This window comes from Alphaproteobacteria bacterium, from assembly GCA_033344895.1.
Taxonomy (GTDB): domain Bacteria; phylum Pseudomonadota; class Alphaproteobacteria; order UBA8366; family Aestuariispiraceae; genus Pacificispira.
The window spans coordinates 1,410,110-1,436,765 of the sequence record JAWPMN010000001.1 but is presented as its reverse complement, the minus strand read 5'-3'; the positions used below and the strand labels follow the sequence as shown (position 1 = coordinate 1,436,765).

General features: G+C 64.2%; 29 protein-coding genes and 1 tRNA gene. 16 read left to right on the top strand and 14 right to left on the bottom strand.

All coding sequences use genetic code 11. The features are described 5' to 3' along the window. Position 1: 1 nt before the first annotated feature. From R8L07_07005 to R8L07_06995, 3 genes are read right to left on the bottom strand one after another with little or no spacing between them, the layout of a single operon-like run. Positions 2-421 (bottom strand): DUF350 domain-containing protein, encoded by a 420-nt coding sequence (locus R8L07_07005; GenBank protein ID MDW3205278.1) that lies wholly within the window; start codon positions 419-421, stop codon positions 2-4. A 44-nt stretch (positions 422-465) separates the two neighbouring features. Continuing rightward, positions 466-1,170 carry a hypothetical protein gene (locus tag R8L07_07000; protein ID MDW3205277.1) on the bottom strand — a complete coding sequence of 235 codons (705 nt, stop codon included), beginning with the start codon at positions 1,168-1,170 and terminating at the stop codon, positions 466-468. 30 nt (positions 1,171-1,200) lie between these two features. Further along, positions 1,201-1,791, bottom strand: coding sequence for a TetR family transcriptional regulator C-terminal domain-containing protein (locus R8L07_06995; GenBank protein MDW3205276.1), 591 nt, complete (start codon positions 1,789-1,791; stop codon positions 1,201-1,203). 198 nt (positions 1,792-1,989) lie between these two features. Between R8L07_06995 and R8L07_06990 the strand changes: the two genes are divergently transcribed. From R8L07_06990 to R8L07_06970, 5 genes are all read left to right on the top strand, one after another. Next, the gene (locus tag R8L07_06990) at positions 1,990-4,539 is read left to right on the top strand and encodes a helicase-related protein (protein ID MDW3205275.1); all 2,550 of its coding nucleotides are present in this window, start codon (positions 1,990-1,992) and stop codon (positions 4,537-4,539) included. Positions 4,540-4,617: 78 nt separating this feature from the next. Then, positions 4,618-4,923, top strand: a complete 306-nt coding sequence (locus R8L07_06985; GenBank protein ID MDW3205274.1) for a metalloregulator ArsR/SmtB family transcription factor — start codon at positions 4,618-4,620, stop codon at positions 4,921-4,923. Beyond that, positions 4,910-5,818, top strand: coding sequence for an alpha/beta hydrolase (locus R8L07_06980; GenBank protein ID MDW3205273.1), 909 nt, complete (start codon positions 4,910-4,912; stop codon positions 5,816-5,818). The genes R8L07_06985 and R8L07_06980 overlap by 14 nt, the downstream gene beginning before the upstream one ends. 8 nt (positions 5,819-5,826) lie before the next feature. Continuing rightward, a complete protein-coding gene (locus R8L07_06975; GenBank protein MDW3205272.1) occupies positions 5,827-6,441 on the top strand; it encodes a VOC family protein in 615 nt (204 codons plus the stop codon). A 92-nt stretch (positions 6,442-6,533) separates the two neighbouring features. Continuing rightward, entirely contained in the window at positions 6,534-6,908 is a 375-nt protein-coding gene (locus R8L07_06970; protein ID MDW3205271.1) for an RNA-binding S4 domain-containing protein, read from the top strand. Positions 6,909-7,006: 98 nt separating this feature from the next. Here R8L07_06970 and R8L07_06965 read toward each other — a convergent pair whose 3' ends face one another. Further along, positions 7,007-7,507 (bottom strand): lactoylglutathione lyase family protein, encoded by a 501-nt coding sequence (locus R8L07_06965; protein MDW3205270.1) that lies wholly within the window; start codon positions 7,505-7,507, stop codon positions 7,007-7,009. Between the two features lie 115 nt (positions 7,508-7,622). Between R8L07_06965 and R8L07_06960 the strand changes: the two genes are divergently transcribed. From R8L07_06960 to R8L07_06935, 6 genes are all read left to right on the top strand, one after another. Then, positions 7,623-8,516, top strand: coding sequence for a LysR family transcriptional regulator (locus tag R8L07_06960; GenBank protein ID MDW3205269.1), 894 nt, complete (start codon positions 7,623-7,625; stop codon positions 8,514-8,516). A gap of 207 nt (positions 8,517-8,723) precedes the next feature. Further along, positions 8,724-8,945 carry a hypothetical protein gene (locus R8L07_06955; GenBank protein MDW3205268.1) on the top strand — a complete coding sequence of 74 codons (222 nt, stop codon included), beginning with the start codon at positions 8,724-8,726 and terminating at the stop codon, positions 8,943-8,945. Positions 8,946-9,113: 168 nt separating this feature from the next. Continuing rightward, positions 9,114-10,370 carry a sarcosine oxidase subunit beta family protein gene (locus R8L07_06950; protein MDW3205267.1) on the top strand — a complete coding sequence of 419 codons (1,257 nt, stop codon included), beginning with the start codon at positions 9,114-9,116 and terminating at the stop codon, positions 10,368-10,370. Between the two features lie 14 nt (positions 10,371-10,384). Beyond that, positions 10,385-10,687, top strand: coding sequence for a sarcosine oxidase subunit delta (locus R8L07_06945; GenBank protein MDW3205266.1), 303 nt, complete (start codon positions 10,385-10,387; stop codon positions 10,685-10,687). After that, the gene (locus R8L07_06940; protein ID MDW3205265.1) at positions 10,687-13,698 is read left to right on the top strand and encodes a sarcosine oxidase subunit alpha family protein; all 3,012 of its coding nucleotides are present in this window, start codon (positions 10,687-10,689) and stop codon (positions 13,696-13,698) included. Before R8L07_06945 ends, R8L07_06940 begins: the two co-directional genes overlap by 1 nt. Beyond that, positions 13,691-14,299, top strand: coding sequence for a sarcosine oxidase subunit gamma family protein (locus tag R8L07_06935; protein ID MDW3205264.1), 609 nt, complete (start codon positions 13,691-13,693; stop codon positions 14,297-14,299). The genes R8L07_06940 and R8L07_06935 overlap by 8 nt, the downstream gene beginning before the upstream one ends. Positions 14,300-14,320: 21 nt before the next feature. On the opposite strand, the gene R8L07_06930 is transcribed toward R8L07_06935, so the two are convergent. Next, positions 14,321-14,788 (bottom strand): RidA family protein, encoded by a 468-nt coding sequence (locus R8L07_06930; GenBank protein MDW3205263.1) that lies wholly within the window; start codon positions 14,786-14,788, stop codon positions 14,321-14,323. A gap of 191 nt (positions 14,789-14,979) precedes the next feature. Here R8L07_06930 and R8L07_06925 point away from each other — a divergent pair, with 191 nt between their 5' ends. Further along, a complete protein-coding gene (locus R8L07_06925) occupies positions 14,980-15,858 on the top strand; it encodes an N-formylglutamate amidohydrolase (GenBank protein ID MDW3205262.1) in 879 nt (292 codons plus the stop codon). 3 nt (positions 15,859-15,861) lie between these two features. On the opposite strand, the gene R8L07_06920 is transcribed toward R8L07_06925, so the two are convergent. From R8L07_06920 to R8L07_06900, 5 genes are all read right to left on the bottom strand, one after another. Continuing rightward, a complete protein-coding gene (locus tag R8L07_06920) occupies positions 15,862-17,265 on the bottom strand; it encodes a HAMP domain-containing sensor histidine kinase (protein ID MDW3205261.1) in 1,404 nt (467 codons plus the stop codon). A 3-nt stretch (positions 17,266-17,268) separates the two neighbouring features. Beyond that, entirely contained in the window at positions 17,269-17,799 is a 531-nt protein-coding gene (locus R8L07_06915) for an oxidoreductase (protein ID MDW3205260.1), read from the bottom strand. Between the two features lie 111 nt (positions 17,800-17,910). Further along, positions 17,911-18,255, bottom strand: coding sequence for an HNH endonuclease (locus R8L07_06910; GenBank protein ID MDW3205259.1), 345 nt, complete (start codon positions 18,253-18,255; stop codon positions 17,911-17,913). Positions 18,256-18,287: 32 nt separating this feature from the next. Beyond that, positions 18,288-18,373, bottom strand: a tRNA-Leu gene (locus R8L07_06905). Positions 18,374-18,458: 85 nt separating this feature from the next. Then, positions 18,459-18,752, bottom strand: coding sequence for a hypothetical protein (locus R8L07_06900; protein ID MDW3205258.1), 294 nt, complete (start codon positions 18,750-18,752; stop codon positions 18,459-18,461). Between the two features lie 155 nt (positions 18,753-18,907). Here R8L07_06900 and R8L07_06895 point away from each other — a divergent pair, with 155 nt between their 5' ends. Then, the gene (locus R8L07_06895) at positions 18,908-19,069 is read left to right on the top strand and encodes a hypothetical protein (GenBank protein MDW3205257.1); all 162 of its coding nucleotides are present in this window, start codon (positions 18,908-18,910) and stop codon (positions 19,067-19,069) included. A gap of 18 nt (positions 19,070-19,087) precedes the next feature. On the opposite strand, the gene R8L07_06890 is transcribed toward R8L07_06895, so the two are convergent. The 3 genes from R8L07_06890 to R8L07_06880 all read right to left on the bottom strand — a co-directional run bounded on the left by R8L07_06890 (position 19,088) and on the right by R8L07_06880 (position 22,457). Continuing rightward, positions 19,088-19,666 carry a PAS domain-containing protein gene (locus R8L07_06890; GenBank protein MDW3205256.1) on the bottom strand — a complete coding sequence of 193 codons (579 nt, stop codon included), beginning with the start codon at positions 19,664-19,666 and terminating at the stop codon, positions 19,088-19,090. A gap of 112 nt (positions 19,667-19,778) precedes the next feature. Next, on the bottom strand, positions 19,779-20,564 hold the full coding sequence (locus tag R8L07_06885) for a molybdopterin-binding protein (GenBank protein ID MDW3205255.1): 786 nt from the start codon (positions 20,562-20,564) through the stop codon (positions 19,779-19,781). A 6-nt stretch (positions 20,565-20,570) separates the two neighbouring features. Then, positions 20,571-22,457, bottom strand: coding sequence for a prolyl oligopeptidase family serine peptidase (locus tag R8L07_06880; protein ID MDW3205254.1), 1,887 nt, complete (start codon positions 22,455-22,457; stop codon positions 20,571-20,573). Positions 22,458-22,663: 206 nt separating this feature from the next. Between R8L07_06880 and ykgO the strand changes: the two genes are divergently transcribed. From ykgO to R8L07_06865, 3 genes are all read left to right on the top strand, one after another. Further along, positions 22,664-22,789 carry a type B 50S ribosomal protein L36 gene (ykgO, locus tag R8L07_06875; GenBank protein MDW3205253.1) on the top strand — a complete coding sequence of 42 codons (126 nt, stop codon included), beginning with the start codon at positions 22,664-22,666 and terminating at the stop codon, positions 22,787-22,789. Positions 22,790-23,009: 220 nt separating this feature from the next. Continuing rightward, positions 23,010-23,912 (top strand): bifunctional 5,10-methylenetetrahydrofolate dehydrogenase/5,10-methenyltetrahydrofolate cyclohydrolase, encoded by a 903-nt coding sequence (locus R8L07_06870; GenBank protein MDW3205252.1) that lies wholly within the window; start codon positions 23,010-23,012, stop codon positions 23,910-23,912. A 4-nt stretch (positions 23,913-23,916) separates the two neighbouring features. Further along, positions 23,917-25,164, top strand: a complete 1,248-nt coding sequence (locus R8L07_06865) for an aminotransferase class V-fold PLP-dependent enzyme (protein ID MDW3205251.1) — start codon at positions 23,917-23,919, stop codon at positions 25,162-25,164. On the opposite strand, the gene R8L07_06860 is transcribed toward R8L07_06865, so the two are convergent. After that, on the bottom strand, positions 25,161-26,576 hold the full coding sequence (locus R8L07_06860; GenBank protein MDW3205250.1) for an MATE family efflux transporter: 1,416 nt from the start codon (positions 26,574-26,576) through the stop codon (positions 25,161-25,163). The genes R8L07_06865 and R8L07_06860 overlap by 4 nt on opposite strands. Positions 26,577-26,656 lie beyond the last annotated feature (80 nt).

Sequence of the window (26,656 nt, the reverse complement as noted above, 5' to 3'; positions counted from 1 at the left end):
CCTATCCCGACACCGCCGCCGCGTTGAATGCCGCGACGGACAGCTTGGTGGCGGAAACCAGAATCGCCGGGCCGATCTCGCCGGCTTCGACACGTTTCGGCAGGCCGCGCAGCACCAGGTCGATGGCCCGGTAGACCAGAATCTGAACGATGATCGTCACCGCGCCCCAGACCAGGATGTCGGCGGCGCTTACGCTGGCCGCCATGGCAAAGGCCAGGGGAATTGCCAATCCCAGCATCGCCCCCGACAGAGTGACCGCCGCCGCAACATTGTTCTGCCGGATCAGTGCCAACTCGTGATACGGCGTCGAGACGGCATACAGCAGCACGCCTGCGATCCAGATTGCCAGGGTCAGCCCGAAATGCAGCAGCAGATAGGGGAACCCGGCCAGCAGGCTCTGCAAAATGGGAGTGAATTCCATGAGATGTCCTGTTGCGTGGTCCCTGGGGCCGTCCGCTGCCTGGCCTATTCGCCCGGCGGCGGCGTCCAGGCGAGGATCATGTGCGGTGATGGATCGTTCAGGTCGTCGATGCTCCAGACATACAGGCTGGGACTGCCCTCGACCACCTGATTGGCGTTGTGATACCCGACCTTGGCGTCGGTCCAGACGCGGATTTCGCCCTGAATCCAGAAGCCATTGGCAATCAGATCCTGCCGCATCTTTGCGGGCAGGCGGTCGCCGAACAGCTCCATGATATGGGGTTCGCGGGCGAAGCCGGCCTCCGCCAGCGATTGCAATGCCGGGTGACCGGTCGCCTCGAAACGGGCAACGTAGTCTTGGGCGCTTTCCGCGGTCCACCGGCGCAGACCCAGCATGATGCCCCGACGGGAGGGGAAGCTGAACTGCTTCTCCTTTGCCAGACTGCCCTGCTTCTCATACTTCACCTGATACTCGGCATTGCCCTGATACGAGACTTCCTTGAAGCCGGAATTGCGCCGCATCTCGTTCTCGTAGATGCCGACATACTCATCGATGGCGTCACCCTTCAACTCGCCGGTACCGATCCGCTGCAGAAACTGAAGCTGGGTCAGCGTGCCGTCATAGGCGATCGAATAGCGCCCGTCCGGGGCAACCTGCATCGTCAGTTCGAACTTGTTGGGCAGGTAGCAGCTCGCGGTCAGCGCCACAATCAGCGCCAGCAGGCATGAACGGATCAAATGGTGCATCATGGCAGGAAGCCTATCCCTCAATCCGGTCGGTTACAAAACGGAATCCGACAGAATGGCATCGATGGCGGTTCGGGCCTCCCCGGGCTGCAGGCCGCCTTCCCGCGTGGCGCATTCCGTCCAGTATCCATCGATGATCACGGCCAGGCGCAGGGCCAGCATCGGTGCGGCGCCCGGATCGGCGGCCATGGCGCGCAGCGACCGGCGCAGGGCTGCGACCTGGCGGCACCGCACGGCAGCATGGATACGGGCATATTCCGGCTCGTAGGCAACACGCGACGTGAACTGCAGCCAGCAGGCCGCCCGCCGGACCGTCAGGATTGCGGGGTCCAGATGGGCATCGATACAGGCGGACAGCGCCGCGCGTCCCGATCCGTCGGCGATGCCCGCGGATTCCAGCCGGTCGCGATAGGCGGTGACGACAGGCATGCGGACAGCGCGCATGGCAGCATGAAGCAGGCTCGCCTTGTCGCCGAAATAGTGGTGCACGATCCCGGCGGAGGTCTCGGCCCGCGCGGCGATCCGCTGGGTCGTCGCGGCGTCATGGCCCTCTTCCGCAACGACGGCCAGACAGGCTTCGATCAACTCCTGACGACGGATTTCTTCAATTGAGCGGCGTGCCACCGAACCCCATATCCCCTTTAGATCAGATACTTGTATCATTGAACCATTTATTGATTGATCGTTCAACTTATTGTTCGTATGAAAAATCAATGAACCCGTTCAGAAATCGACGGGTTCCGGTTCACCTGTCCTCCAGATTCGTCTAGGCTCACCCACATGACAGGACGAAACGTGCCCGGTCCGGGAACGCATCATGCGATGTCATCGCACCGCCGCGGCTCGATCCGCGCCGTCCTGGGGCCGACGAATACCGGGAAAACTTTCCTTGCCGTGGAACGGATGCTGGGTCACGCGACCGGCATGATCGGGTTTCCGCTGCGCCTTCTGGCGCGCGAGAATTACGACCGAATCGTCGACAGGGTGGGACGGGCCTCGGTCGCGCTGATCACCGGGGAGGAAAAGATCATCCCCCCGAATCCGCGTTTCCTGGTCTGCACGGTGGAAGCCATGCCGATGGAACGGTCCGTCGACTTCCTGGCCATCGACGAAATCCAGCTCTGCGCCGATCCAGAACGCGGTCACATCTTCACCGACCGGCTGTTGCATGCCCGGGGACGCCAGGAGACCATGTTCCTGGGCGCCGACAGCATGACGGAGATGATTCGTCTTCTTGTGCCCGATGCGATGATCGAGGGGCGGGACCGGCTGTCGACCCTGAGCTGGGCCGGGGAAAAGAAGCTGAGTCGCCTGAAACGGCGCAGCGCGGTCGTCGCCTTCTCCGTCGATCAGGTCTACGAACTGGCGGAGGCATTGCGTCAGACGCGGGGTGGAACGGCGGTCGTGCTCGGTGCGTTGAGCCCGCGCACCCGCAATGCCCAGGTCGAGATGTACCAGGCAGGCGAAGTCGACTATCTGGTGGCGACCGATGCGATCGGGATGGGCCTGAACATGGATGTGGACCATGTCGCCTTCGCCCAGTTGCGCAAGTTCGACGGCGCCCGGCGGCGGATGTTGACGGCACCGGAGATCGGACAGATCGCCGGTCGGGCGGGGCGCCACATGAATGACGGCACATTTGGCGTCACCAACAACATGAAGCCGCCGGACCCGGAAATTCTGCGCCGCGTCGAAGATCATGACTATCCGCCGGTGAAGCACCTCTTCTGGCGCAACCGGTCCCTCGATTTCGCGACGCCGAAACGGCTCTACGCCAGCCTGAACGAATATTCCGGCCGCGACGAGCTGATCCGGGCGCGCGACGCCGACGATCAGCTGGTTCTGGCCGCCTTGATGCGCGACGAAGGGGTGCAGGGGCGTACCGGCAGCCGCGACCGGGTTCAGTTGCTCTGGGACGTCTGCCAGGTGCCGGATTTCCGCAAGACGATGCCGGAACATCACGCGACACTGGTGGCGAACCTGTTCACGCATTTGGTCGACTGCGACGGGCGCCTGCCGAGGGATTGGGTGGCCGGCCATATCGAACGCCTGGACCGCACCGACGGGGATATCGATACGCTGACCGCGCGGCTGGCCCATATTCGCACCTGGACCTACATCACGCACCGCGCGGACTGGCTGGACGGGGCGGCCGACTGGCAGATGCGCACCCGCCAGATCGAGGATTCCCTGTCCGATGCGCTGCATCAGCGGCTGACCGACCGCTTTGTCGATCGTCGCGCCACGGTCATCGGCCGATCGCGCGGCGCCGACGGGGCCGAGATGCTGTCCGCCGTCAACGCCAAGGGTCAGGTCATTGTCGAAGGTCATGTCGTCGGCCATATGGAGGGGCTGCGTTTCCTGCCGCACGATGCCGCGGACCGGCGCGAGGCGAAGGCTCTGATGGCCGCCGCCCATCGGGCGCTGGCATCGGACGCGCCTTTGCGGGTCCGCGCGGTCGAACAGTCGGAGGACCAGGCATTCGGCATGACACCGGAGGGCCGCGTCACCTGGCAGGGGCGGGAGATCGCCCGGGTGGAGCGGGGCGATTCCCTGTTGTCGCCGCGCTGTGTCCTCCTGTCCCATTCGCTGGCCGATTCGACCCTTGCGGAACGGGTTCGGCTGCGTGCCCAGGCATTTCTGGACGGGTATCTCCGCCGTCGGCTGCCGGCTCTGTACGAGCCGAAGGTTTCGGCGGACGAGCTTGATTCGCCTGCCCGCGGGCTGCTGTTCCAACTGCGTGAAGGGCTTGGGACGCTCGCCCGGCGGGAGGCGCGGGACAATCTCAAGGCGATGGGCGAACCGGCCCGTGCGGCGTTGACCCGTGCCGGGCTGCGCCTTGGCCGCCACTGGATCTATCTGTCCGGCATTCTGGATGTGAAGGCGGTGCGCGCGCGGGCGATCCTGTGGGCGGCGGCGGCCGGTCGACCCGTGCCGGAAATCCCGAATGCCACGGCCCCCAGCCTGCCGGTCGACCGCGTGCCGGAACAGGTCTGGCCCCTTCTCGGCTACGCGGCGCTGGGGCCGGTCGCGTTGCGGCTCGACCGCTGGGAGCAATTGGCAGCCCAGATCCGGAACCACAAGAAGGGCACGCCGCTTCAACCCGATGCGGCCTTCTGCGCCCGGATCGGTGTGCCGGAAGGCGACCCCGCCCTGTCCGGCATCCTTCGCGCCCTGGGGTTCAAGCCGGACGAGACGGCGGCCGCGAACGGTGCCGTCTTTGTGCCGGTCTCGCGCAATCGCGGCGCCAAGAGGAAGGGGCACAAGAAGCAGAAGGCGGCAAAACCGGCCTCCGCACGCCCCAATCCGGATTCCCCATTCGCGGTCCTGCAGGACCTCGTCGTCGAAAAGAAGTCCGCCCGGAACCGCTGATCACGACCGAATGGCCCGATTTCAGCGGAGAAATCATTACATGATTGCGTAAATAGCAATATAGCTATACACAGAAGTATGGCTGACCGAATTGAGCAGGCCAAAGCCTTGGCCAGCGACGCCCGCATGAACATTCTGGCCTGGCTGAAAGAGCCGGACCGGCACTTCGCGCATCAGGTGACCGGCGACCCGGCGGAGATCGGCGTTTGCGTCACCCTGATCGCGGAAAAGCTGGAAATGGCCCAGCCGACGGCCAGCCGTCATCTCGATCTCTTGCGTCGCGCGGGGTTTGTTACGGTTCGGCGCATTGGCCAATGGGCCTTCTTTTCGCGGAACGAGGATGGATTGGCCGAATACGGGAGGTGGATCCGTGACTCCCTATGAACAGGCTGACGCGGCCCTTTTGCCGGAATTCCGGCGGCATCGGATCGATGTCGGCGATGGCCCGGTCCAAGTCCTGACGGCGGGGGAAGGGCCGCCCTTGCTGATGCTGCACGGCGATCCGCAGACGCATCTGTGCTGGCACCTCATCGCGCCGCGTCTTGCGGAACGGTATTCCGTGGTTCTGACCGATCTGCGGGGTCGGGGCGAAAGCCACAAACCGGGTGCCTGTGCGGATCATCTGCCCTATTCAAAACGGGCCATGGCGGCGGAACAGGCAGCCGTGATGCATGAACTTGGACATGACCGGTTTGGTCTGGTCGGGCACGATCGCGGTGGGCGGGTCGCCCGCCGCCTGGCCTTGGACTTTCCCGACCGGGTAACGCGGCTGGCGATTCTCGACATTGTACCGGCCCTGGATTTCTATGACGCCGTTTCCGCCGATCTGGCGCAGGACTACTACTATTTTTTCTTTCTGACCCAGCCCCGTCCGGGCCCGGAGCGACTGATTGCCGGCGACCCGCAGGGCTTCATGCGGGAAATCCTGACCGGGCTATCCCCCGGACCGGTGCCTTATCACGACCGGGCCCTGTCGCTCTATCTGCAATCCGCTGCAAGTGAGGCGTCCGTGTCCGCCATGTGCGAATGCTTTCGGGCCGGCTTCACGATCGACCGCGACCACGACCGCGCCGATCGCCGGTCCGGGCGCCGGATTATGTGCCCGACCCTTGTAATGTGGGGCACGGATGGTGTCGCGGGGCGCCATTTCGACATGGGGGAGGTTTGGGCACGCTGGGCCCCGGATCTCACATTGGCGCCGGTACCGGGTGGTCACTTCATTCCCGAGGAGGCCCCAGAAGACGCGTTCGCGGCGCTATCGGATTTTTTCGAACAGTAAGGATCGTCATGACCTATCGTCTGGATCACATCACCGTCGTCTCAGCCGACCTTGCCGCGGGTGTCCGCCATGTCGAAAACGCGTTGGGCGTGATTGTCCCGGCCGGCGGCGCGCATGTCCAGATGAGCACCCATAACTGCCTGATGCGACTGGGCCCCGGACTGTTTCTGGAGATCGTGGCGCCAGATCCGGATGCGCCCGCGCCGGGGCGTCCGCGCTGGTTCGGTCTGGATCGACCCGGGTCGACGCGGCTGGCGACCTGGGTGGTCGGCGTCACCGATCTGGACGCGGCGCTGACCCGGTATCCGGTCGCGGGTCGGGCGGAATCGATCACGCGCGGAACCTTGAACTGGCGCATTTCAGTCCCGCCGGACGGGTCTCTGCCGATGGATGGCGCCTTTCCTACCCTGATCGAATGGCCGCCGGGACCGCATCCGGCGGAGGCCATGGTCGATCTGGGGTGCCGTCTTGCCATGCTGCGCATTGGCCACCCGGACATAACGCCGGTCGACTCCTTCGCACAGGATTATCTGGCGGACGACCGGCTGTCCTTCGCGCATGCCGCGGAGGCCGGGCTGGTCGCGGAAATCGAAACGCCGGCCGGCAAGCGCCTTCTGGTCTGAATTCCCTCGCATTCCGCCAGGGGAATCGGGGATACTTGTTGCGGGTTCGAAGGGTGCGATCCGTTTCCCACTGCCGGGTGTTCCGCCGACCGATGACCAAGCAGCGTATCGACAAATGGCTCTGGCACGCGCGATTTTTCAAGACGCGCAGCCTGGCCTCAGATGTTGTCTCGGCAGGTCATGTCCGGATCAACCGCCAGCCGGTCCGAAAGCCCAGCCACTCGGTGACAGCGGGCGATGTTCTGACCTTTCCCCAGGGCCCGCATGTTCGCGTGATCGAAATTCTGGGACTGGCGGAACGCCGTGGACCGGCGCCCGAAGCCCAGGCGCTCTATTCGGATCTGTCGCCGCCGCAGCCCAAACCCAAGGTGGACCGCCCGGCCCCGGTCGCGGTCCGTGATGAAGGCGCCGGACGTCCGACCAAGAAGGAACGGCGCGAGATCGACCGGCTACGCGGCGAGGACTAAGCGGCGAGAACCAGACGGGGAAAGCCAGTCGGCAAAAACCAGTCGGCGGCGGGCCCGCGCCCGCCGCCACTTTCATTGTTTCCGGCTGGTGCGCCCGATCAACTATAGGCGCCCGCGGAGTACGTCAGTTCGTAACTGTGCGAGTAGATTTCGAAGACGATGCCGAACGGATCCTCGACATAGACCATGCGATAGGGCTTCTCGCCGGGAAAATACTCGCGTACCGGCATGCGCTGCCTGCCGCCGGCATCGACGATGCGCTGCAGCAGGCCCTCCAGATCCGGGTCCTGGACGGCAAAATGAAACATGCCGATCTGCCGATGCTGCAGATTGTCTTCCGGTTGGTAGTTGTCCGGAAATTCGAACAACTCGATCCCGATCCGGTCCGCCGTCGCCATATGCGCAATTCGGAAGGACCCCCAGTTGGGCCCGAAGACGTCCGTGCACATGACGCCAATCGGGCTGTCATCCTCGGTTATGCGCGTCGGTTCCATGATGACGTAGAAGCCCAGAACGTCGCGATAGAAGGCAACGGCGGCGTCCAGATCTGGAACCGAAAGCCCGATATGAGAGAAGGTGCGGGGGGTGACATTCGACATGGCTGATTCCTTTCCTGTGATTTCTGTCGCCTGACCGATGACAGGAATCTGGACGGCCCAAGTCGAATAATGAAATTATCATTATGACTAATTATGATAACAAAATGAAATAACGATGTTGAACGCCACCTGGCTGGAAACCTATGTAACGCTTTGCGATGAAGGCCATTTCACGCGTGCCGCCCGGCGTCTCAACATGACCCAGCCCGGTGTGTCGCAGCATCTGCAAAAGCTTGAACAGCAGGTCGGCCAGGCGCTGCTGTCCCGCGATGGAAAGAGCTTCGTGCCGACGCCGGCGGGCGAAGCGGTTCTTGCCCTGGGGCGGAGTCGGCGGGAGGAGGAAAGGCGGCTGCGCGCGGCATTGGCATGGGATGACCCCGATACCGGCGCGGCAACGCTCGCCTGCTCGGGAAGTCTGGCTCTGCTGCTCTACCCGTCGTGCCTGACATTGATGCGGGACGCTCCAGGCTTGCAGATCCGGCTCGAGGCCGCGCCGCAGGGCCGCATTGTCGACGGTGTGCAACAGGGCGCGTTCGACTTGGGTATCGTCGATACTGCCCCGACAGGTGCCAGATTGACCGGTACCCGGATTGGTCAGGATGAACTGTGCCTGATCCTTCCCAACTCGGCGCCGGCAGCGCCGGATTTTGCGCGGCTGCAGGAACTTGGGTTCATCGCCCATCCCGACGGGGCGGGCTATGCCGAACAGGTTCTGGCGGCGAACTATCCGGCGGATTTTCGGGGGGCGGAAAGCCTGAGGGTACGAAGCTATGTCAATCAGATCGGGCAGATCCTGGAACCCGTCGCCCAAGGAATTGGCTACACGATCCTGCCGCGCAGCGGTTATGAGGCATTTCACCGCCGCGATCGGTTGAAAGTGGTCGAACTGGACGAGCCGGTGGTCAGCGACCTCTGGCTGATCCAGCGAAAAGCCCGCGTCCTGCCGGCACAGGTCGCGCGTCTCGGCGACCTGGTCCGAAGCAGTTTCCGGCCGACGAACCATGCCTGATCGCCGGGCGATTCGAGAGGCCTAGGCCTTCAGCGATCTGTCGCCCCGGCCGTCACAGCCGAAGGACCCACACTCGGCTCCTGTCGCGGTGCGCGACGAGGATCAGCCGGACATGCCGGCCAGATAGCAGGGCAGAATTCCGGCGCCGGCCCCGTCGCGGATGGCGGCGGCGACCTTGCGCAGATCCTGTGGCCGGTTCATTACTCCTTGCACTATCTGGGCTTCACGATCCTGCCGCCTTTTGCGGCCTATGGTGTGCAGGGGCATGGATTTTCCTATCGCGATGAGGGCGCCGCCGAGGCGCTGCGCGCCGATCAGCTCGCCGGCTGGTCGGAGCATTTGCGCCAGCGGGAAACTCTGCCGCCGATACGGTTTCCGGGCTGGTCGGACTGGGATCAACATGGCGGTGCCAGAGCGCTGGTGGAGTAATCTGTCGGTTCCAGGCCAAAGATGGCGAGATTTGAATGATCCGGGACGGATTCCAACGTGTCGCTTGCCGCGCGATTCGATTTAGATAGCCTGCATTCGCGCTGGTCTAAGTCTTGGGGTATCCGCGACTTCAGCCCTGCCGCCGTTTCAGGAGTGATTGAACTCGCCATGTCCCGGTATTCCGTTTTCAGTGTCCTCAAGGGCGGACTGACCGGGCAGAAGCATTGGGTGCGCGCATGGCGTGACCCGGAGCCGAAGCCCGAATATGACGCGATCATCATCGGCGGGGGCGGCCATGGCCTGGCGACCGCCTACTATCTGGCCAAACTGCATGGCATGACCAACATCGCCGTGCTGGAGAAGGGCTGGCTGGGCGGCGGCAATACGGGCCGCAACACGACCATTGTGCGGTCCAACTACATGCTGGAGGCGAACGCCCATTTCTATGAGCATTCGCTGAAACTGTGGGAAGGCCTGTCGGTCGATCTGAACTACAACGTAATGTTCTCGCAGCGCGGGGTCCTGAACCTGGCCCATAGCGACGCGCAGATGGATGCCTATGCGCGGCGCGGCAATGCGATGCGGCTGAACGGGATCGATGCCGAATTGCTGGACCGCGAGCAGGTTCGTCGCTACGCGCCGGTGCTGGATTTTTCCGACAATGCGCGTTTTCCCATTGTCGGTGGCCTGCTGCAGCCGCGCGGGGGCACGGCGCGCCACGACGCGGTCGCCTGGGGGTTTGCACGGGCCGCCGACAGCCTGGGTGTCGATATCATCCAGAACTGCGAGGTGACCGGTTTCGACATCCAGGGCGGTGCGGTGAAGGGGGTTCAGACGACGCGCGGACCGATCAAGGCGGAAAAGATCGGCATGGCGGTTGCCGGACATACCAGTCAGGTCGCGGCGCTGGCCGGGCTGACGCTGCCGATCGAAAGCCATCTGCTGCAGGCCTTCGTGTCCGAGCCCCTGAAACCTTTCATCGACGGGGTGGTCACCTTCGGCGCCGGACATTTCTACATCAGTCAGTCCGACAAGGGGGGGCTGGTCTTCGGTGGCGACCTGGACGGCTACAATTCCTATGCGCAGCGCGGCAACCTGCCGCTGGTCGAACATCTGGGAGAGGAAGGGATGGCCCTGATGCCGTCCATCGGGCGAATCCGGATGCTGCGCCATTGGGCCGGGGTGATGGACATGTCGATGGATGGCAGCCCGATCATCGGCAAGACACCGGTGAAGGGCCTCTATCTCAACGGCGGCTGGTGCTATGGAGGGTTCAAGGCGACGCCGGGTTCCGGATGGGTCTTTGCCCATACCATCGCCCATGACGAACCCCACTGGATCAACCGCGATCTCGATCTGGCGCGTTTCCGTGACGGTCGGATGGTCGACGAGCGCGGGGCCGGGCCGATCCCGGGCCACCATTAAGGAGGACGGACGGAATGTTCCGCTTCACCTGCCCCCATTGCGGCGAACGCGATGTCGTCGAGTTCAGCTATGGCGGCGATGCCAGTGTCGCCGTGCCGGACATCACCGTTGGCCAGGACGCCTGGTTCGACGCCGTCTACCAGCGTGATAACCCGCGCGGTCCGCATGTCGAATACTGGCATCACGTCGCTGGTTGCCGGCGGTGGATCCGCGTCGAGCGGAATACGCTGACCCATGAAATCCTGGCCTGCGGGCCGGCGGCCGGGCCGATGCCCGATGAAACCGGATCTGACGAAGCCGGCGGGGAGGGCGCGTGATGGGCAGCGAACAACCCAACCGCCTCGACGGGTTCGGGCGTATCGAGCGAAGGGAGCCGATGCGCTTCACCTTCGATGGCCGGGAATACACCGGATACAAGGGCGACACCCTGGCATCGGCCCTGTTGGCAAACGGGGTCAAGCTGGTGGCCCGCAGCTTCAAGTACCACCGTCCGCGCGGCATCTTTTCCGCCGGCGTGGAGGAGCCGAATGCCCTGGTCGCCCTGCGGGAGGGCGCCCGGAGGGAACCGAACACCCGTGCGACGGTAGCGGAACTCTATGACGGGCTGGTCGCGGAAAGTCAGAACCGCGCACCCAGTCTGAAATACGACATTCAGGCCCTGAATCAGATGATCGCCCGGTTCATTCCGGCGGGCTTCTACTACAAGACCTTCATGGGCCCCTTCGCCAATACGAAGCTGTGGATGTTCTTTGAAAGGATCATTCGCAAATCGGCCGGGATGGGCCGGGCATCGGGCGAAGCGGATCCCGATCGTTACGACCGCATGCACGCCCATTGCGACGTTCTGGTGGTCGGCGGCGGTCCGGCGGGGCTCAGCGCCGCGCTGGCCGCGGCGGAAACGGGGGCCCGGGTGATCCTGGTCGATGAAACATCGCGTTTCGGCGGGCGGCTGAATCAGGATGCCTACAGGATTGGTGACGAACCGGCGGGGGAATGGGTGGCACGGACCGTTGCCAGGTTGGCGGCGCTCCCCAATGTCAGGCTTCTGACGCGGACCACCGCTTTCGGCTATTACGACGGCAATCTGATCGGTGCGGTGGAGCGGGTGTCGGATCATCTGTCGGTGCCGCCGGCGCATCTGCCGCGTCAGCGCTGGTGGCGGTTCCGGGCAAAGCAGGTGATCCTGGCCACGGGCGCGACCGAACAGCCGCTGGTTTTTGGCAACAATGACCGGCCGGGCGTCATGCTGGCCGGTGCGGTGCGTGCCTATATCAACGAATTCGGGGTGCTGCCGGGCCGGCGTGCCGTGATCTTCACCAACAATGACGATGCCTACCGAACGGCGCTGGACGTGCTGAATACCGGGGGCGGTGTGGTTGCCGTCGTCGACGCGCGCCGGGACCCGCGTTCCGCCCTGATCGATCGGGCGCGGGGCAAGGGTGTCGCGATCCTGACCGGTCAGGCGGTGGTGAACACCCATGGCCATTTCGGGCTGCAGGCCGTGGATGTCGCCCCGGTCGAGGGCGGACCCGCGCGGCGACTGGATTGCGACCTGCTGGCGATTTCCGGCGGCTGGCAACCGAATGTGCATCTCTCCAGCCAGACCGGGGCGAAACCGATCTGGAACGGGAAGCTGAACTGTTTCCTACCGGGCGCGCCGAAACGGCCGGAATCCTCTGCCGGGTCCGCGGCGGGCCGGTTCAGCCTGGCGTCGGTGCTGTCCGACGGCCTCGCGCGCGGCACCCAGGCCGCGGCGCTGACGGGACATTCCCTGGATCGTGCGATCGACCTGCCCCGGGTCGAGGCCGAAACCCCGGCCCCCCCGGAACCGCTTTGGGAGGCGCCGGATCCGTTGACGGGTCATCCGAAGAAGTTCGTCGATCATCAGGACGATGTCAGCGCCGATGATGTCCGGCTGGCCCATCGCGAAGGCTATGTCTCGGTCGAGCATCTGAAGCGCTATACGACGCTGGGCATGGGGACCGATCAGGGCAAGACGTCGAACGTCACCGGGCTGGCGATCATGGCGAAACTGCGCGGTGAGCCGATCCCGGCGGTCGGTACGACGACCTTCCGCCCGCCCTATACCCCGATCGCCATCGGGGCGATGGGCGGCACGGAACGCGGTCAACACTACAAGCCCCGCCGGCGCTCGCCGATGCATGACTGGCATCAGGAACGCGGTTGCGAATGGGTTCCGGCGGGTCTCTGGGACCGGCCGCGATACTATCCGGAGGCGCCGGGCGAAACCCTGCGTCAGGCCTATATCCGCGAAACCCGGCAGACCCGCAGTTCCGTCGGGATCTGCGATGTCACGACCCTGGGCAAGATCGACATCCAGGGCCCGGACGCCGGGGAACTCCTGAACCGGATCTACACGAACGGCTTCGCGAAGCTGCCGGTCGGCAAGGCGCGCTACGGCCTGATGCTGCGTGAGGACGGGCTGGTTCAGGACGACGGCACGACGTCGCGGCTGGGCGAGAACCACTATGTCATGACCACGACCACGGCCAATGCCGTCACCGTCATGGCCAAGCTGGAATTCTATCTTCAGGCCGTCTGGCCGGATCTGCGGGTGAAGGTGGTCAGCGTCACCGAACAATATGCGGCCATCGCGCTGGCGGGGCCGAACAGCCGGGCGCTGATGCAGCGTATCGTCGATATCGATCTGTCCGATGCGGCCTTCCCCTTCATGGCCTGCGCATCCTGCAAGGCGGTCACGGACGACATCCCGGCGCGCCTGTTCCGGATCAGCTTTTCCGGGGAACTGGCCTATGAGATCAACGTGCCGAGTGACTATGGCCGCCTGGTCTGGGAAACGCTGATGGAGGCAGGCAAGGAATTCGGCATCGTACCCTATGGGCTGGAGGCGCTGGGCAATATGCGCATCGAGAAGGGCCACGTCGCCGGCGCCGAACTGGACGGACGCACCACCGCCGACGATCTGGGCCTGGGCAAAATGATGTCGACCAGGAAGGATTTCATCGGAAAGGCCCTGGCACAGCGCCCCGGCCTGACCGGCCCGGACCGCAAGAAACTGGTCGGTCTGGTTCCGGTCGATGGCCGGTCCTCCCTGCCCAACGGCGCCCAGATCATCGAGGTTGCCGACCGCGACAAGCCCCGCCCGGTGAAGATGATCGGCAATGTCAGCTCCAACGGTTTCAGCCCGGAACTGGATACGCCGATCGCGCTCGGCCTGCTGGAGGGGGGGCTGACGCGGGAAGGCGATACGGTGCTGGTCGCCTATCCGCTCAAGAACCTCTATGTCCCCGCAACGGTACGCAGTCCGCATTTCGTTGATCCGGAAGGGAAGCGCCTCCATGGCTGACATTCAAACGCCGCCGCGCCGCTCCGCCCTTGAAGGGCATTATCAGTCCGGGGATTTCGGGTGGGTCGCCGACGACGCGCCCGGCATCGTCATGACGGAACGGCGGGGACTGGCCATCGTTCACATCGATGCCTGGGCCGAGAGGCAGGGCGAAGTTCAGCATGCGCTGCGTCAGGATTTCGACATCACCCCGCCGGAGGCCCTGCGCGGCGTTGAGGTAGGTCAGCGTGCGATCCTGTGGGTCGGACCCCGGCGCTGGCTGGTGGTCGAGAAGGAGACGCGCGATCTGCACGCCGCGATTGGCAGATCGATTCCGACGGACTGGGCGGCGATCACGGATCAGGGACATTCCAGGGTCTGCTGGCGCCTGGAGGGGCCGGCGCTGCGCAGTGTCCTGGCAAAGGGATCGACAATCGACTTTGACGCTTTCGGGGACGGCGATTGCGTCGGGACGATGCTGGGCCATTTCACGGTGACGGTGTTCGGGCGCGGCGCGACGGGCGCCGACATCTTCTGCGCCCGCTCCTTCGCACCGGATCTGCATCACTGGCTGGTTGACGCCAGCCTGGAATACGGCCTGCGGATCACCGACCCGGCCTAGGATGCGGTTCGGGCGAACGGTCTAATCGACCTCGATCACCGCATCGATTTCCACCGCGACATTCATCGGCAGCGATCCGGCGCCCATGGCGAATCGGGCATGGGCGCCCTTTTCCCCGAAGATGTCGCCGATCAGGTTCGATGCGCCATTGATGACCTGGGGATGCTGGGTGAAATCAGGCGGGCAGTTCACGAATCCGCCCAGCTTCACGACCCGCACGACCCGGTCCAGATCGCCGTCCAGCGCGTCCTTCGCCTGGGCGATGATGTTCAGGGCACAGACCCGCGCGGCTTCCTGAGCCTGCTCGACGGTCAGGTCGACCCCGACCTTGCCGACATGACGCAATTCGCCGTTCCACAGCGGGATCTGCCCGGCCACGAACAGTTGGTTGCCGGTCCGGACATAGCCGACATAGGCGCCTGCGGCCTTCGGCGGGTCGGGAAGGTCCAGTCCCAGTTCCTGCAAGCGCGCGTCGATGTTACCGGCCATGTCTTAGTCCCCGCTGAGCGAATGGTTCCTGTCGGCGCGGACTATAGACAGCGCGCCGCGGCCCTGTCCATGGCGCGTGCGGTCGAAAATCCCGGCCGCGACCACAAGGCGCTTTGATTCTGGGCGTTGCGTTGCTATCTCCATCGGGCAGGATTGTTACAGAAACGCTTCCAGAGGAATTCCCGACAGGCATGCGGTATGAAGTTCCAGGCGTACTCGATCTGACGCTTCCGGAATCGGAGGGCGTGCCGCTGATTCTGGATTCGCCGCATTCCGGCCGGGACTATCCGGAAGATTTCCAGCCGCTGGTCGGGCGCCACGATCTGCGCCGCGTGGAAGACGCCTATGTCGACAGTCTGTTCGAGCGGGCGCCGGATTTTGGTGCGACGCTGCTGAACGCGCGCTTTCCGCGGACCTATATCGACGCGAACCGGGCCGCGACCGACCTCGACCCCGCCATGCTGTTGAGCCCCTGGCCGGAGACGATCCGCCCTTCGGAGAAGTCGCGCCTGGGTCACGGGCTGGTCTGGAAGACTTATCCACCCGACCGGCCATTGTATCCCGGCAAGCTGCCGGTGGACGCGGTGCGCCGCCGGATCAACGAATACTGGCTGCCCTATCATGAGACGCTGGAGACGGAGATCCGACGCCTGCACATCACCCATGGGCAGGTCTGGCATCTGAACTGTCATTCCATGCCGTCGACGAGCAGCCCGTATATTCCGGGCCGCGCCGGCATGCGGGCGGATTTCGTTCTGGGCGACCGGGACGGTACGACCTGTGGTCGCGACTTCACCGTCTTCGTGCGCGATACGCTGGAGGCGATGGGCTATTCCGTGCGCCTGAACGACCCCTATCGCGGGGCCGAACTGGTCCGTGCCTATGCCGCGCCCACCGAAGGCCGGCACAGTCTTCAGATCGAGATCAACCGGGCGCTCTATCTGGATGAACAGACGATCAAGCCGGGGCGCGGCTTCGATACCCTGCGTCATACGCTGACGGAACTGATCCGTGCCGTGGCGGACTATACCCGCGACCGCATCGATCCGGTCGCTGAGGCAGCCGAATAGCGGTCAGACCTGGTCGGAATCTTCCCGGGCGGAGGGAACCGCTTTCGGCAGGACGACCTGAACCTTTGTTCCCTTGTCGACGGCGCTTTCGATCTGAAGCCGGCCGCCCTGCAACTCCGCGAAGGACTTGACCAGAGACAGGCCCAGCCCGGTTCCACCCAGATTCTGCTGTCCGTTCTTTCCCGACCGATAGAACGGGCGGACGACATCGTCGATCTCGTCCTTCGGAATGCCGGGTCCGGTGTCTTCCACGAACAGGATGGCGGTTTCGCCCTCGACCCGCATGCCGATCAGGACATCGCCGCCGGCCGGGGTGAATTTCAGGCTGTTCGACAGCAGGTTGATGCAGGTCTGCTTCAGCAGGCGCCGGTCGGTAAAGACTTCGTTCTTCAGCCGGGGCAGGCTTGTCCGGATATTGATATTCTTTCGCCGCGCCTCTTCCGAGAACATGATCAGACACTCCCGTAGGAGTTGGCCGGCCTCAAAGCGCTCGCGGTTGACGGCCAGGGCGTCCGCCTCGATCCGGGCAATGTCCAGAATGTCCTCGATGATGGTCAGCAGGTGCCGACCGCTGCTGGAGATGCTCTCCGCGCATTCCCGGTATTTCGGGGAGCCGACGGGGCCGTAAAGTTCTCCGCTGGTGATCTCCGAGAAGCCGATTATGGCATTCAGCGGGGTGCGCAACTCATGGCTCATATTGCTCAGGAAGCGGGATTTGGCCTCGCTCGCCGCCTCAGCAGCGGCCCGGGCGCGCCGTTCGCCGTCCGCCCGCTTCTCACTGCGTCGGACTTCGAACAGCAGCAGCATCACGACGGCCCCGCCCATCATGAAAATGGCCAGGGTCGAATAGAAGTGGAAGGAATCGATTTCCAGCAGTTCTTCCAACAGCTCCGCCCGTTTGTCACCGATCGCCACCGTCCGCGTGATCTCGTGCAGCGCCGGGCGATAGGGCGTCAGCGCGCGGACGATTCGGTTCCGGCTTTCCAGATCGCCCGGTCGCAGCTGCTCCACATCGGCCTCGATCGACCGCACCGCCTGGAACAGGGATTGGACCGTTTCATAGGCCCCGGGAACGCTCCGCGCCGTCGCGGCTTCCGGTCCGGTAAAGAAGACCGGAAAGCGGCTCCACAGCAGGTCGTATTTCAGGATCATGTCGGCGCGCGTGACATCCTCGCCCAGAACATAGCCGTCCAGGTCGACGATGAAGCCCAGCAGTTCGCGCTGCATCTCGCTGGCGATCCAGTGATTGGTCCGGGTCAGATAGGCATAGGCCCGCCGCTCCGACTCGGTCGTGAATTGCTGTACCGCGATCAGGACCAGCAACATGATCCCGAAACCGACGGAGACGCCGATCCGCAGCCGCCAGTCCTCGAATGCGCCAAACAGGCGCCCCACCCTCTGAACCATCTCCTAGCGTATCTCCAATCCGCGCAGTTGCCAGACCGACTTGTCGTTGTTGGGATTCGGCGTCAGCGTGTCCTGATCTTCATTGGGATAGATGATCCACAACGGGCCTTTGTCCCGCACACTCATCGGCTCGCCGTTTCGCAAAATCGCAATGATGGGTTTGTGCCGTTCCAGATCGGTCACCGGGATCTGGATCGCGTATCCGTTCAATGCGGAGGCGCTGATGACGTCGCCTTCGGCTCCCACGCCGGTCAGCAGATCTTTCATCGATGGCCCGACAAAAACCTGTTCGCCCTCGGTCCAATCCGTAAAGGTGCGCATTTCTGTCTGCGGCAGGGCCTGCAGCATTGCCATATCGAAATCCGCGCGGCCATCGGCATTGGTCAGGGTCACCTTGCCGCTGACAGACAGGACGACCGGCCCGGACGGCGTGGGCAGACTGGTCTCGGAATGGGCAGAATTGCCGGGCAGGATGGTGGCCTGGATCAGCATCAGAACGGCGAAACCCGTTATGGCGATGATCAGTGGGCGCATGACTGCTCCTCCAATAATCGATGGTTACCGGTGCGCGCGGAATGGCGCCAGCTTTACAAACATCATCTTTAGCCGCATCGGGGTTAACGCGAGTTTACCGGTTGGGCAATTTTATTGCAGCGGCGGCCGTCGCTTCGGCGGACGATGCCGTCCGACCTTCTCCAAAGGTTGCTTGCGGACCCATTTGACGAACTTGCGGATTTCCTCCTGCCGCAACAGCGCGTCCGGCGAATTGAGGTGGGCGGCCAGGGTATGCTCGTCGAACAGGCTGTGCAGTTTCTTGTGGCAGATCCGGTGCAGCCAGGACCATTGCGTTCCCTTGTGCTTGCGCGGGATCCAGTGATGCCGGTTCACGGCCGCGCCCTTCGGCATCGGCCGTCCGCAGATCGGGCAGGGACCGAGGTCTTCGCTCGCCAGCTTGTTGTCTGATATCTCAGGGAGTTCGCGTCGGGTCATGGCACCTCGATCCGCTGAATGTGTCGCGGCAATGGTGCGGGCGGCCGGGCTCGAACCGGCACGATCTAGGATCGAGGGATTTTAAGTCCCTTGCGTCTACCAATTCCGCCACGCCCGCATGTGCGCGATGGGTGCGGTGGGGAAGGTACTCGCGGGTTTGTTGCAGCGCAAGGCGGGAGGCGGCGGGCCGGCGTCGCGGTTGATCAGGCTTCCGGGACGCTGAAGAAGATTTCGATTCGTTCCAGCACGTCGCCGAAGGTCGGAATGCCCAGATTCTCCATCAGACCGGGCAGAGCGACCCAGGCAACGATCGCCAGAATCAGCATCACGCCGCCGCCGATGGCGAAGGCCTTCAGCCCGGGCCCGTCGCTGCGATCCTTGTGCAGAAAGCGGCCTTCGGTGCCGTTCGCCGTCACATGGTCGCGCAGCAGCAGGGGCACGGTGCCGCCCAACGTATCGCCGCGATCCAGTCTAATCTTGCGTCTTTTCGTTCTCATAAGCTGCCAGCCGGTGCCAGGGAATGCGGGTCGGGCCGGAACCTCTCTCCGGGGACCGGAACCCGTCAAGCCTCAGTCGCATGAAAATGCGGCGACATCGTGACGTCACCGGGGCGATGTGAGACGATTGCCCGGCGGTTTGCGCGGAAGGGTTTATGGAACGGGATCTGCTGTATTTCGGGTTGATTGCCGGTGGCGCCGCGTTGCTCTGGCTGGTGTTCCGGCGCGGCATGCCCGCCCGGGGGCGGATGTCCCTGATCGCCTGCGGGGTGGCGGTCGGGCTGGCCTATCTGCTGCTGTTCGGGATGATCGAGTAGGCTGGCCGACGATGCCGGTCAATCGCCCCGGACCAGGCGCATGCGTGGCCCGACCCGATCGGCCTGAAGGCCCTCAATGACGCGCAGGAATTCCTGCAGATCGTTCTGAAACTCGCTGTCCACCGCCAGCAGCTTGTTGATGGTTTCGCCGTCGTCGGAAAGCGGCAGCAACAGCCGGGCATAGGAGCGCGCCCGCCGGTCCGTCTGCAGGATGATGACATCGGCGCGCGGGGATCGGGAGCGGCAGGCGGCGAGATAGTGATTGTGGATCAGCGCGCCATAGGGCGGCGGCGTCAGATCCTTCGGCCGCAGGGCGGTCAGTTCCTGGCCGTGAATGTCGCAGATCCCGGTCCCGCTCAGGCGGTACTGGAAGTCGTCGCCATCGGGTGTGCTGACGACGTCCGCTAACAGAATGCGCGGCAGGATATCGGGCATTTCGAGCGGATCGATATCCTTGCGGCGCGGCGCGATCCGGCCGTCGCATTTGGACTGCCAATAGGCATAGGCCCAGGCAAGATCCGGGTACAGCGACAGGTTTTCCTGCAAGGACAGGACTGCCGAGTCGATTGATTGTACCGTTTCCGTCTGACCGGCCATATGCCCGTCTCTTCCCGCCTCCAATTACAATCACCTTTGATCGCTTGGCTAATATGCCAGTGTGTTATTAAAAATTCGTAACTGTGCCGACATAGTTCCTTTGGTCTCGCCTCTACTGTGTCGTGGTGGTCTCGTTTGCTCCCGGTCCGGACAGACGCTCCGGCGTTCCGCCAAGCGATCGGATCAGGGTCTCGACATCCTGCGCCGCCTGCTCCAATCGGTCGGCGTCCTGGCCGCGGGCGACGACGGACAATTGAAAGGCCGTCTTCGTCCAGGCCGGGTAGGACCCGAAATCGATGTCGGGATGGGTTTTCGCCAGTTCGCCGAGCCCCGCCGCGACCATGCCTTCGGGCAGGCTGCTGCGGATCGTGACGGACTGCATCGGCCGGCCGCCTTTCAGTGTCGGCAGAATGCCGTCCAGCATGGCCTGCATGATCTTGGGTACACCGGCCATGACATGGACATTGCCGATGCGGAATCCGGGTGCGGCGGATACCGGGTTGTCGATCAGGGTCGCGCCGACCGGGATGCGTGCCATGCGCATCCGGGCCTCGTTCAGGTCCAGATCCGTGTTGGCGTAGTGCAGTTCCAGGCGCCGAAGGGCATCCGCGTTCACCGGCAGATCGACGCCGAAGGCCTCGGCGACGCAATCGGCCGTGATGTCGTCATGGGTCGGACCGATCCCGCCGGTGGTGAAGACGTAGTCAAAGGCGGCGCTGACCTCCTTGATCGTCCGGACGATGACATCCGGCAGGTCGGGGATGACGCGGACTTCCATCAGGCGGACGCCCACGGAATTCAGCCGTTCCGCGATGTGCGGAATGTTCTTGTCATGGGTCCGGCCCGACAGGATCTCATTGCCGATGATGATCAGGGCAGCGCCGACGCTTTCCGCCATGGTGCCTTAAGCCTTCTCCAGATTGTCGATCTTCAGGGCCGGCAGGTCGCCGGCTGGGGTGAACCCGAAGATCTGACCATAGAATGACAGTTCCGCATGCAGGGCGGCCTTGATCGCGTCCGCGGTGCGGAACCCGTGGCCTTCGCCCTCGAACAACAGATAGGCCACCGGCACGCCGTTTCCACGCAGGGTCTCCACCATGGCTTCGGCCTGGTTCGGCGGGACGACCTTGTCCTCGGACCCCTGCAGGAACAGGACCGGGCAGTCGATCCCCTCCGGATGCTTCAGGGCGGAGCGCGCATGATAGATGTCTTTGGCCGCGGGCCAGGGGCCGATCAGGCTGTCGAGATAGCGGCTTTCGAACTTGTGCGTATCCTGGGCCAGGGTTTCCAGATCGCCGATGCCGTAGGACGACCGCCCGGCCCGGAAGACGGAGCGGAAGGCGAGCGCGCTCAATGTCGTATAGCCGCCTGCGCTGCCACCGACGATGATCAGGCGTTCCGGGTCGACCACGCCGCGCTTCGCCAGAAACCGGGCGGCATTGCAGCAATCGTCGACATCGATCACGCCCCAATTTCCCTTGAGCCGGTCACGATAGGCGCGGCCATAGCCGGTGCTGCCGCCGTAATTGACGTCGGCGACCGCGAATCCGCGTGTCGTCCAGAACTGGATTTTCGCGGCATAGCCGTTATCCGCCTGACCGGTCGGGCCGCCATGCCCCATCACGATCAGCGGCGGCCGCTCATCGTCCGGCACACGGAAATCTGGATTGGCCGGGGCGTAGAAATAGGCATGGGCCATCTGTCCGTCCTCGGTCGGGAAGGCGATGGCCTCGGGGACGGAAACGCTGCCCGGCGGCGGCGGGTCGTCGCTGCTGAGTTTCAGGACCCGTTCGGGTTCCGGTGCCCCGAAGGTCAGTTCCACGATGCCGCCGGGCCCGTCGGGCCGGGCGCCGGAAAAGACGATGCGGCGGTCGGCGGCGACCAGACCGTCAAACCGGGACCACGGCAGGTCGATCGGTGTCGCCTTGCCGCTTTGCAGGTCGAACAGTGCCAGTTTCCAGTCGCCCGCCACGGCGAAGGTGACGATGGCCGTGCGGGCATCGAGGATCGAGTAGGTTCGCATGCCGAACTGCCAGTGCGGCAGACCGAATTCGGCCTCTGCCCGATAATGGGCCGGCGGATCGCCGTCCCGATACAGGTTCCAGTATCCGCTCTGGTCCGAGACATAATACAGCGTGCCGTCGGGGCCGTATTCCGGCTGAAAGACGCTGACCTCGGTCGAGCCGGCGACACTGCGCGGCACGCCCGACACGCGGCCGCCGTTATCCAGACGCGCCTCGCGGCAGATGCTGCCGTCCCAGGGCATGTTCGGATGGTACCATTCGACCCAGGCCAGCTTCGTCCCGTCCGGCGACAGTTTCGGGGCGGCATAGAAATCCGCCCCCTCCGCCAGGCTGGTGACCTTCCCGTCGAATCCGATCGCGACCAGCAGATTTTCGGGCTCCTGACCCTTGCGGGAGCGTTCGGCCACGGCAATCAGCCGCTTGCGGCGTGTATCGACGATGAAATCCGCAAACTCCATTCTGCCGTCGCCTGCGACCGCCTTGGCGGCGCCCTGTCCGGTTGCGGCATAGATCATCCGGTCCGATGCGTTCAGGTACCAGGCCGTGCCCTCGGCGGCGACATAGGCGCGGCCGCCATATTCATGGACCCGGCTGCGCACATTGTGGTCCTCGGCGGAAATGTCGATAGCGCCGTCCTGCGCGGTCCAGCGGACCAGGGTCGTGCGGCCCTTGTTCCACGGGCGCAGTTCGGTCCAGTAGACTGCCTCGCCATCGATCCAGGGCAGGCCCAGGCCGACCGTCGCGCCGGTGATTGCCTCGGCGCTCAAGGGGGATGTCCAGGAGCCGCAGGGCGCCGGCGTTTTCCGATTGTCGTCTGGCATGAAAATCCTTTGTCGCGAAGATTGTGCGGCGGGCAGAGCGTAACGGTCAAAACCCGTTTGACAAGCGGTGGACCGATCCATATGTTCCGCCGGTCTTTCGCCGGGGCAGACGGATTGTGCGCCCTGTGGAACCGAAATAACGGAGAAGCGCCATGCGCATCGCGAGCTCGCTGAAGACGCTGAAGAAGCGTGAAAAGGATTGCCGTATCATCCGCCGCCGCGGTCGGGTCTACGTCATCAACAAGAAGAACCCGCGCTTCAAGGCGAAACAGGCCTGAGGTTCCGCCCGCCGCGTCTCTGCGGCGGTGCTTCGCGTGTTCCGAACCGCGCCCCGACCCGGGCGCGGTTTTCGCTTGTCCGGTTGTCGGGAACAGAAGTTTTTCCGGCCCGCGTCGGAATCGCGCATGGACGCGCAGGGCGCGGCGCTATATCGACGATGCGGGGGCTTTCGAAAGAAATGCGGCCGGATCGAGAAACCGGCCTGTAGGGGTGGTTTCCATGGGTGATAGAGATCTGCGCGGCAAGCCGGTAGCCGATGCGATTCTGGAAAAGGTGCGCGCCGATGTCGACGCCCTGACGGAAGCCGGCTGGCCGCCGAAACTGGTGTCGATCACCGTCGGCGACGTCGAGGCCGTGGACGTCTATGTCCGCAACCAGCGCCGGGTCGCCGAGCGGGTCGGCATCGCCTTCGAGGAACGGGCCTTCCCCGGCGACGTGACCCAGGAGGAGATGGAAGTCGCGATCTCGACCATGAATGTCGATCCGCGCGTCACCGGCATCATCATCCAGCGCCCGGTGCCGCCCCAGATTTCCATCAAGGCGCTGCAGACCGCCGTCCACCCGTTCAAGGATGTCGAGGGCATGAACCCGACCTCCATCGGGAACATCGTCTATAACGAACTGGACCTTGCGCCCTGTACGGCGGCCGCGTCGGTCGAACTCCTGAAAAGCACCAATCTGCCGATGCAGGGGCTGGAAGTCGTCGTCGTCGGTCATTCCGAAATCGTCGGCAAACCGATTGCCTTCCTGCTGATGGCGGAAGGGGCCACCGTCACGGTCTGTCACCACATGACCCGCGCGCTGTCGGTCCATTCGCGCCGGGCCGACGCGGTCTTCGTCGCGGTCGGCAAGCCGAAGCTGGTGACCGCCGACATGATCAAGCCGGGCGCGGCCGTAATCGATATCGGCATCAATGCGATCACAAGGGACGATGGCAGCGAGGGTATCTGCGGCGATGTCGACTATGACGGCGTGTCCGAGGTCGCGGGCTGGATCACCCCGGTGCCGGGCGGCGTCGGGCCGGTGACTGTCGCGATCCTGATGCGCAATACGATGGGCGCCCTGAAGCGTCAGAAAACGGCCTATGAGGCCACCTTTACCCAAAACAGTGCGGCGGAGTGAACCTGTGAGCGATAATCTGGATGTCGAATTCTGCCGTGCGCAGTTCCCGTTGATGTCGGATACGGCCGGTGCGCCGGACGCCTATTTCGAGAATGCCGGCGGCTCCTATGTGCCGCGCCAGGTCATCGAGGCCATGTCCGCCTTCATGACCGACAGCCAGACCCAGCCTGAATGGCCCTTTGCCGCCGCCAAACGGGGCAAGGCCCGGATCGAGAAGGCGCAGAAGGGCATTGCCGCCCTGTTCAACATCTCGCCGGACGAACTGGTGATCGGCCCGTCCACGACCCTGAACAACTATGTCCTTGCCCAGGCGCTGCGCCCCGGCTTCGCGGAAGGCGATGCGATCGTCGTCACCAATCAGGATCATGAGGCCAATGGCGGCTGCTGGCGGCGGCTTGCCGAAACCGGAATCGAGGCGCGGGAATGGCAGCTTGATCCGGCGACCGGCGATCTCGACCCCGCCGATCTCGATGCGCTGCTGGACGACGGCAAGGTGAAGCTGGTCGCTTTTCCGCATGTCTCCAATGTCGTCGGCTCGGTCAATGACGTGAAGGCGATTACCGCGAAGGCCCATGCGGCCGGGGCCATGACCGTGGTCGACGGCGTCGCCGCCGTGGCGCATACGCTGTCGGACCTGAAGGATCTGGACGTCGATTTCTACCTGTTCAGCTTCTACAAGCTGTTCGGGCCGCATCTCGCCATGCTGTACGGCAAGAAGGACCGGATCGACGCCGTCGCGAACCAGAACCACTTCTTCCACGAAGGCAATGGCGCTGCGATGCTCAATCCGGGCGGCACCAACTACGAATCCGCCGGATCGATCGGTGGCATCCTGGATTACTTCGACGCCGTCTATGACCGTCATTTCGACGCGCCCGCCAACGACCCGCGCGCCCGGGCGGTCGCGATCTATCGCCTTTTCCAGAAGCAGGAAGAGGCGGTGATGAAGCGCTTCCTGGATTGGCTGGACACGCGCCCGGAGATCCGCCTGATCGGCCGCCGCGAGGCAGACTGCCATCGCCGTGCCGCGACCTTCAGCCTGGTTGTACCGGACCATAACCCGGAGGACTTGGCCGAGGCGCTGGCCGCGAAGGGCCTCTGCGTCGGCGCGGGCCATTTCTACGGTTACCGATGCGTCGAAGCCCTGGGGCTCAATCCGGAAGTCGGCGTGCTGCGTGTTTCCATGGTCCACTACACGACAGAGGCCGAGGTCGACCGCCTGACCGCGGCACTGGACGAGATTCTGGGCTAACCCGCGATCTTTCTGACGCAGATCCAGGTCCAGCGGATGGCGAGGATTGTCATCACTATGCCGCTGGCCAGCAGGATGCCCTCATACAGGCCAACCGCATTCCGTTCCAGGACGATGCCCAGCCAGTAGGCGGCCGGGATCATGAAGACGACGAAGCCCAGGAAGTTCAGCAGGGTCGGTACCCATGCATCGCCGGTGGCGCGCAGGGCGTTGCCCAATGTGAACTGCGCCCCGTCCATCACCATCGCCGCACCGACCAGCATCGTCGCCGGGGCCATGACGGCCAGCAGTTCCGGATCGGTGATGCGGTAGACCGTCGCCATGGTCGCCATCGGCGCGAAATAGAGGGTCGCCGCGAAGGGGGTCAGCATGACCATGACCCAGAACACACCGGTCCATCCGGCCAGCGCCCGGTCCGGCCAGTCCTTTCGGCCATGGGCGACGCCGACGCGCACCGCGGTCGCGCTGGCAATGCCCAGCGAGATCATGAAGATCATCGCCAGAAGGTTCACATTGATGCTGAACGACGCCAGTTCGCTGGCGACCATCCAGCCGGCGAAGATATGCATGACGTGGTAGGCGCCGCTTTCCGCCGCATAGGCCGGGCCGGCGGCGTAGCCGTGGCGCCGTGCGGTCTTGCCGCCGACGATCCATCCCGGTTCGGCCCGGGTGCGGATGCCCAGCGCCTGCCTGCCGCCCAGATACCAGATATAGCCGACCACGCCGGCCATCATGCCGACCCGGCACAACGTCGTGGCCAATGCTGCCCCGTCGGCGCCCGCAACGCCCAGCCCGCCTTCGATCAGCCACAGGTTCAGCGGGATGTTCAGGATGTTTGCACCCCAGACGGCGATCATGCCGGGCATCGGCCGGCCCATCGCCTCCAGATACATGTTGGTGCAGATGTAGATCAGCAGCGGCACAAGCCCGAGCCCCTGAATCCGCGTCACGCTGGCCGCTTCATGGGACAGGTCCGGCGATTGACCGACCGCCAGGAAGTAGTATTCCGCGAACTGCGTCAGCAGAACCCCGATACCCGCCAGGATCAGGGCATAGGGCAGGGCGCGCCGCCAGACCGCCCCGGTTTCGGACAGCCGTCCCTCACCGCGCAGATGGCTGGTCTCCACCATGGTTCCGAACAGCAGGCCGATGCCGCAGACAAGCAGGAACACGAACGCGGAGGTGCCCAGCCCGTAATGCCCGACCTCCTCCGCGCCCAGCGGGCCCAGCATCACCGTGTCCGCCAGCGCCAGGGTCAGGATGCCCGCACGACTCGCCACGACCGGTACCGCCAGCCGTCCCAGCTCCGCCGAATGCCGCAGAAACCGCCCGAAGAACCATCGGACGCCGGACTGCTGGACGGAAGGATGCGGACCGCCGGGGGGCGGCGGTGGTGGGACGGGCGTGCTCATGCCGTTTTAGGTGTACCGGCCCGGACGGCACGGCAAGAGAAATCGACCAGGCGAACCTGTTTGTGATCCGCTCCGCGGGT

Coding starts and splice junctions, on each gene's coding strand:
- R8L07_06930 (MDW3205263.1), bottom strand. CDS start 14,788: ATGGCCGGTAACATCGACGCGCGCTTGCAGGAACTGGGACTGGACCTT.
- R8L07_06940 (MDW3205265.1), top strand. CDS start 10,687: ATGGGCAGCGAACAACCCAACCGCCTCGACGGGTTCGGGCGTATCGAG.
- R8L07_06950 (MDW3205267.1), top strand. CDS start 9,114: ATGTCCCGGTATTCCGTTTTCAGTGTCCTCAAGGGCGGACTGACCGGG.
- ykgO (MDW3205253.1), top strand. CDS start 22,664: ATGCGCATCGCGAGCTCGCTGAAGACGCTGAAGAAGCGTGAAAAGGAT.
- R8L07_06900 (MDW3205258.1), bottom strand. CDS start 18,752: ATGAGAACGAAAAGACGCAAGATTAGACTGGATCGCGGCGATACGTTG.
- R8L07_06915 (MDW3205260.1), bottom strand. CDS start 17,799: ATGCGCCCACTGATCATCGCCATAACGGGTTTCGCCGTTCTGATGCTG.
- R8L07_06895 (MDW3205257.1), top strand. CDS start 18,908: ATGGAACGGGATCTGCTGTATTTCGGGTTGATTGCCGGTGGCGCCGCG.
- R8L07_06990 (MDW3205275.1), top strand. CDS start 1,990: ATGTCATCGCACCGCCGCGGCTCGATCCGCGCCGTCCTGGGGCCGACG.
- R8L07_06975 (MDW3205272.1), top strand. CDS start 5,827: ATGACCTATCGTCTGGATCACATCACCGTCGTCTCAGCCGACCTTGCC.
- R8L07_06885 (MDW3205255.1), bottom strand. CDS start 20,564: ATGGCGGAAAGCGTCGGCGCTGCCCTGATCATCATCGGCAATGAGATC.
- R8L07_06920 (MDW3205261.1), bottom strand. CDS start 17,265: ATGGTTCAGAGGGTGGGGCGCCTGTTTGGCGCATTCGAGGACTGGCGG.
- R8L07_06970 (MDW3205271.1), top strand. CDS start 6,534: ATGACCAAGCAGCGTATCGACAAATGGCTCTGGCACGCGCGATTTTTC.
- R8L07_07005 (MDW3205278.1), bottom strand. CDS start 421: ATGGAATTCACTCCCATTTTGCAGAGCCTGCTGGCCGGGTTCCCCTAT.
- R8L07_07000 (MDW3205277.1), bottom strand. CDS start 1,170: ATGATGCACCATTTGATCCGTTCATGCCTGCTGGCGCTGATTGTGGCG.
- R8L07_06890 (MDW3205256.1), bottom strand. CDS start 19,666: ATGGCCGGTCAGACGGAAACGGTACAATCAATCGACTCGGCAGTCCTG.
- R8L07_06945 (MDW3205266.1), top strand. CDS start 10,385: ATGTTCCGCTTCACCTGCCCCCATTGCGGCGAACGCGATGTCGTCGAG.
- R8L07_06910 (MDW3205259.1), bottom strand. CDS start 18,255: ATGACCCGACGCGAACTCCCTGAGATATCAGACAACAAGCTGGCGAGC.
- R8L07_06960 (MDW3205269.1), top strand. CDS start 7,623: ATGTTGAACGCCACCTGGCTGGAAACCTATGTAACGCTTTGCGATGAA.
- R8L07_06965 (MDW3205270.1), bottom strand. CDS start 7,507: ATGTCGAATGTCACCCCCCGCACCTTCTCTCATATCGGGCTTTCGGTT.
- R8L07_06870 (MDW3205252.1), top strand. CDS start 23,010: ATGGGTGATAGAGATCTGCGCGGCAAGCCGGTAGCCGATGCGATTCTG.
- R8L07_06985 (MDW3205274.1), top strand. CDS start 4,618: ATGGCTGACCGAATTGAGCAGGCCAAAGCCTTGGCCAGCGACGCCCGC.
- R8L07_06925 (MDW3205262.1), top strand. CDS start 14,980: ATGCGGTATGAAGTTCCAGGCGTACTCGATCTGACGCTTCCGGAATCG.
- R8L07_06860 (MDW3205250.1), bottom strand. CDS start 26,576: ATGAGCACGCCCGTCCCACCACCGCCGCCCCCCGGCGGTCCGCATCCT.
- R8L07_06935 (MDW3205264.1), top strand. CDS start 13,691: ATGGCTGACATTCAAACGCCGCCGCGCCGCTCCGCCCTTGAAGGGCAT.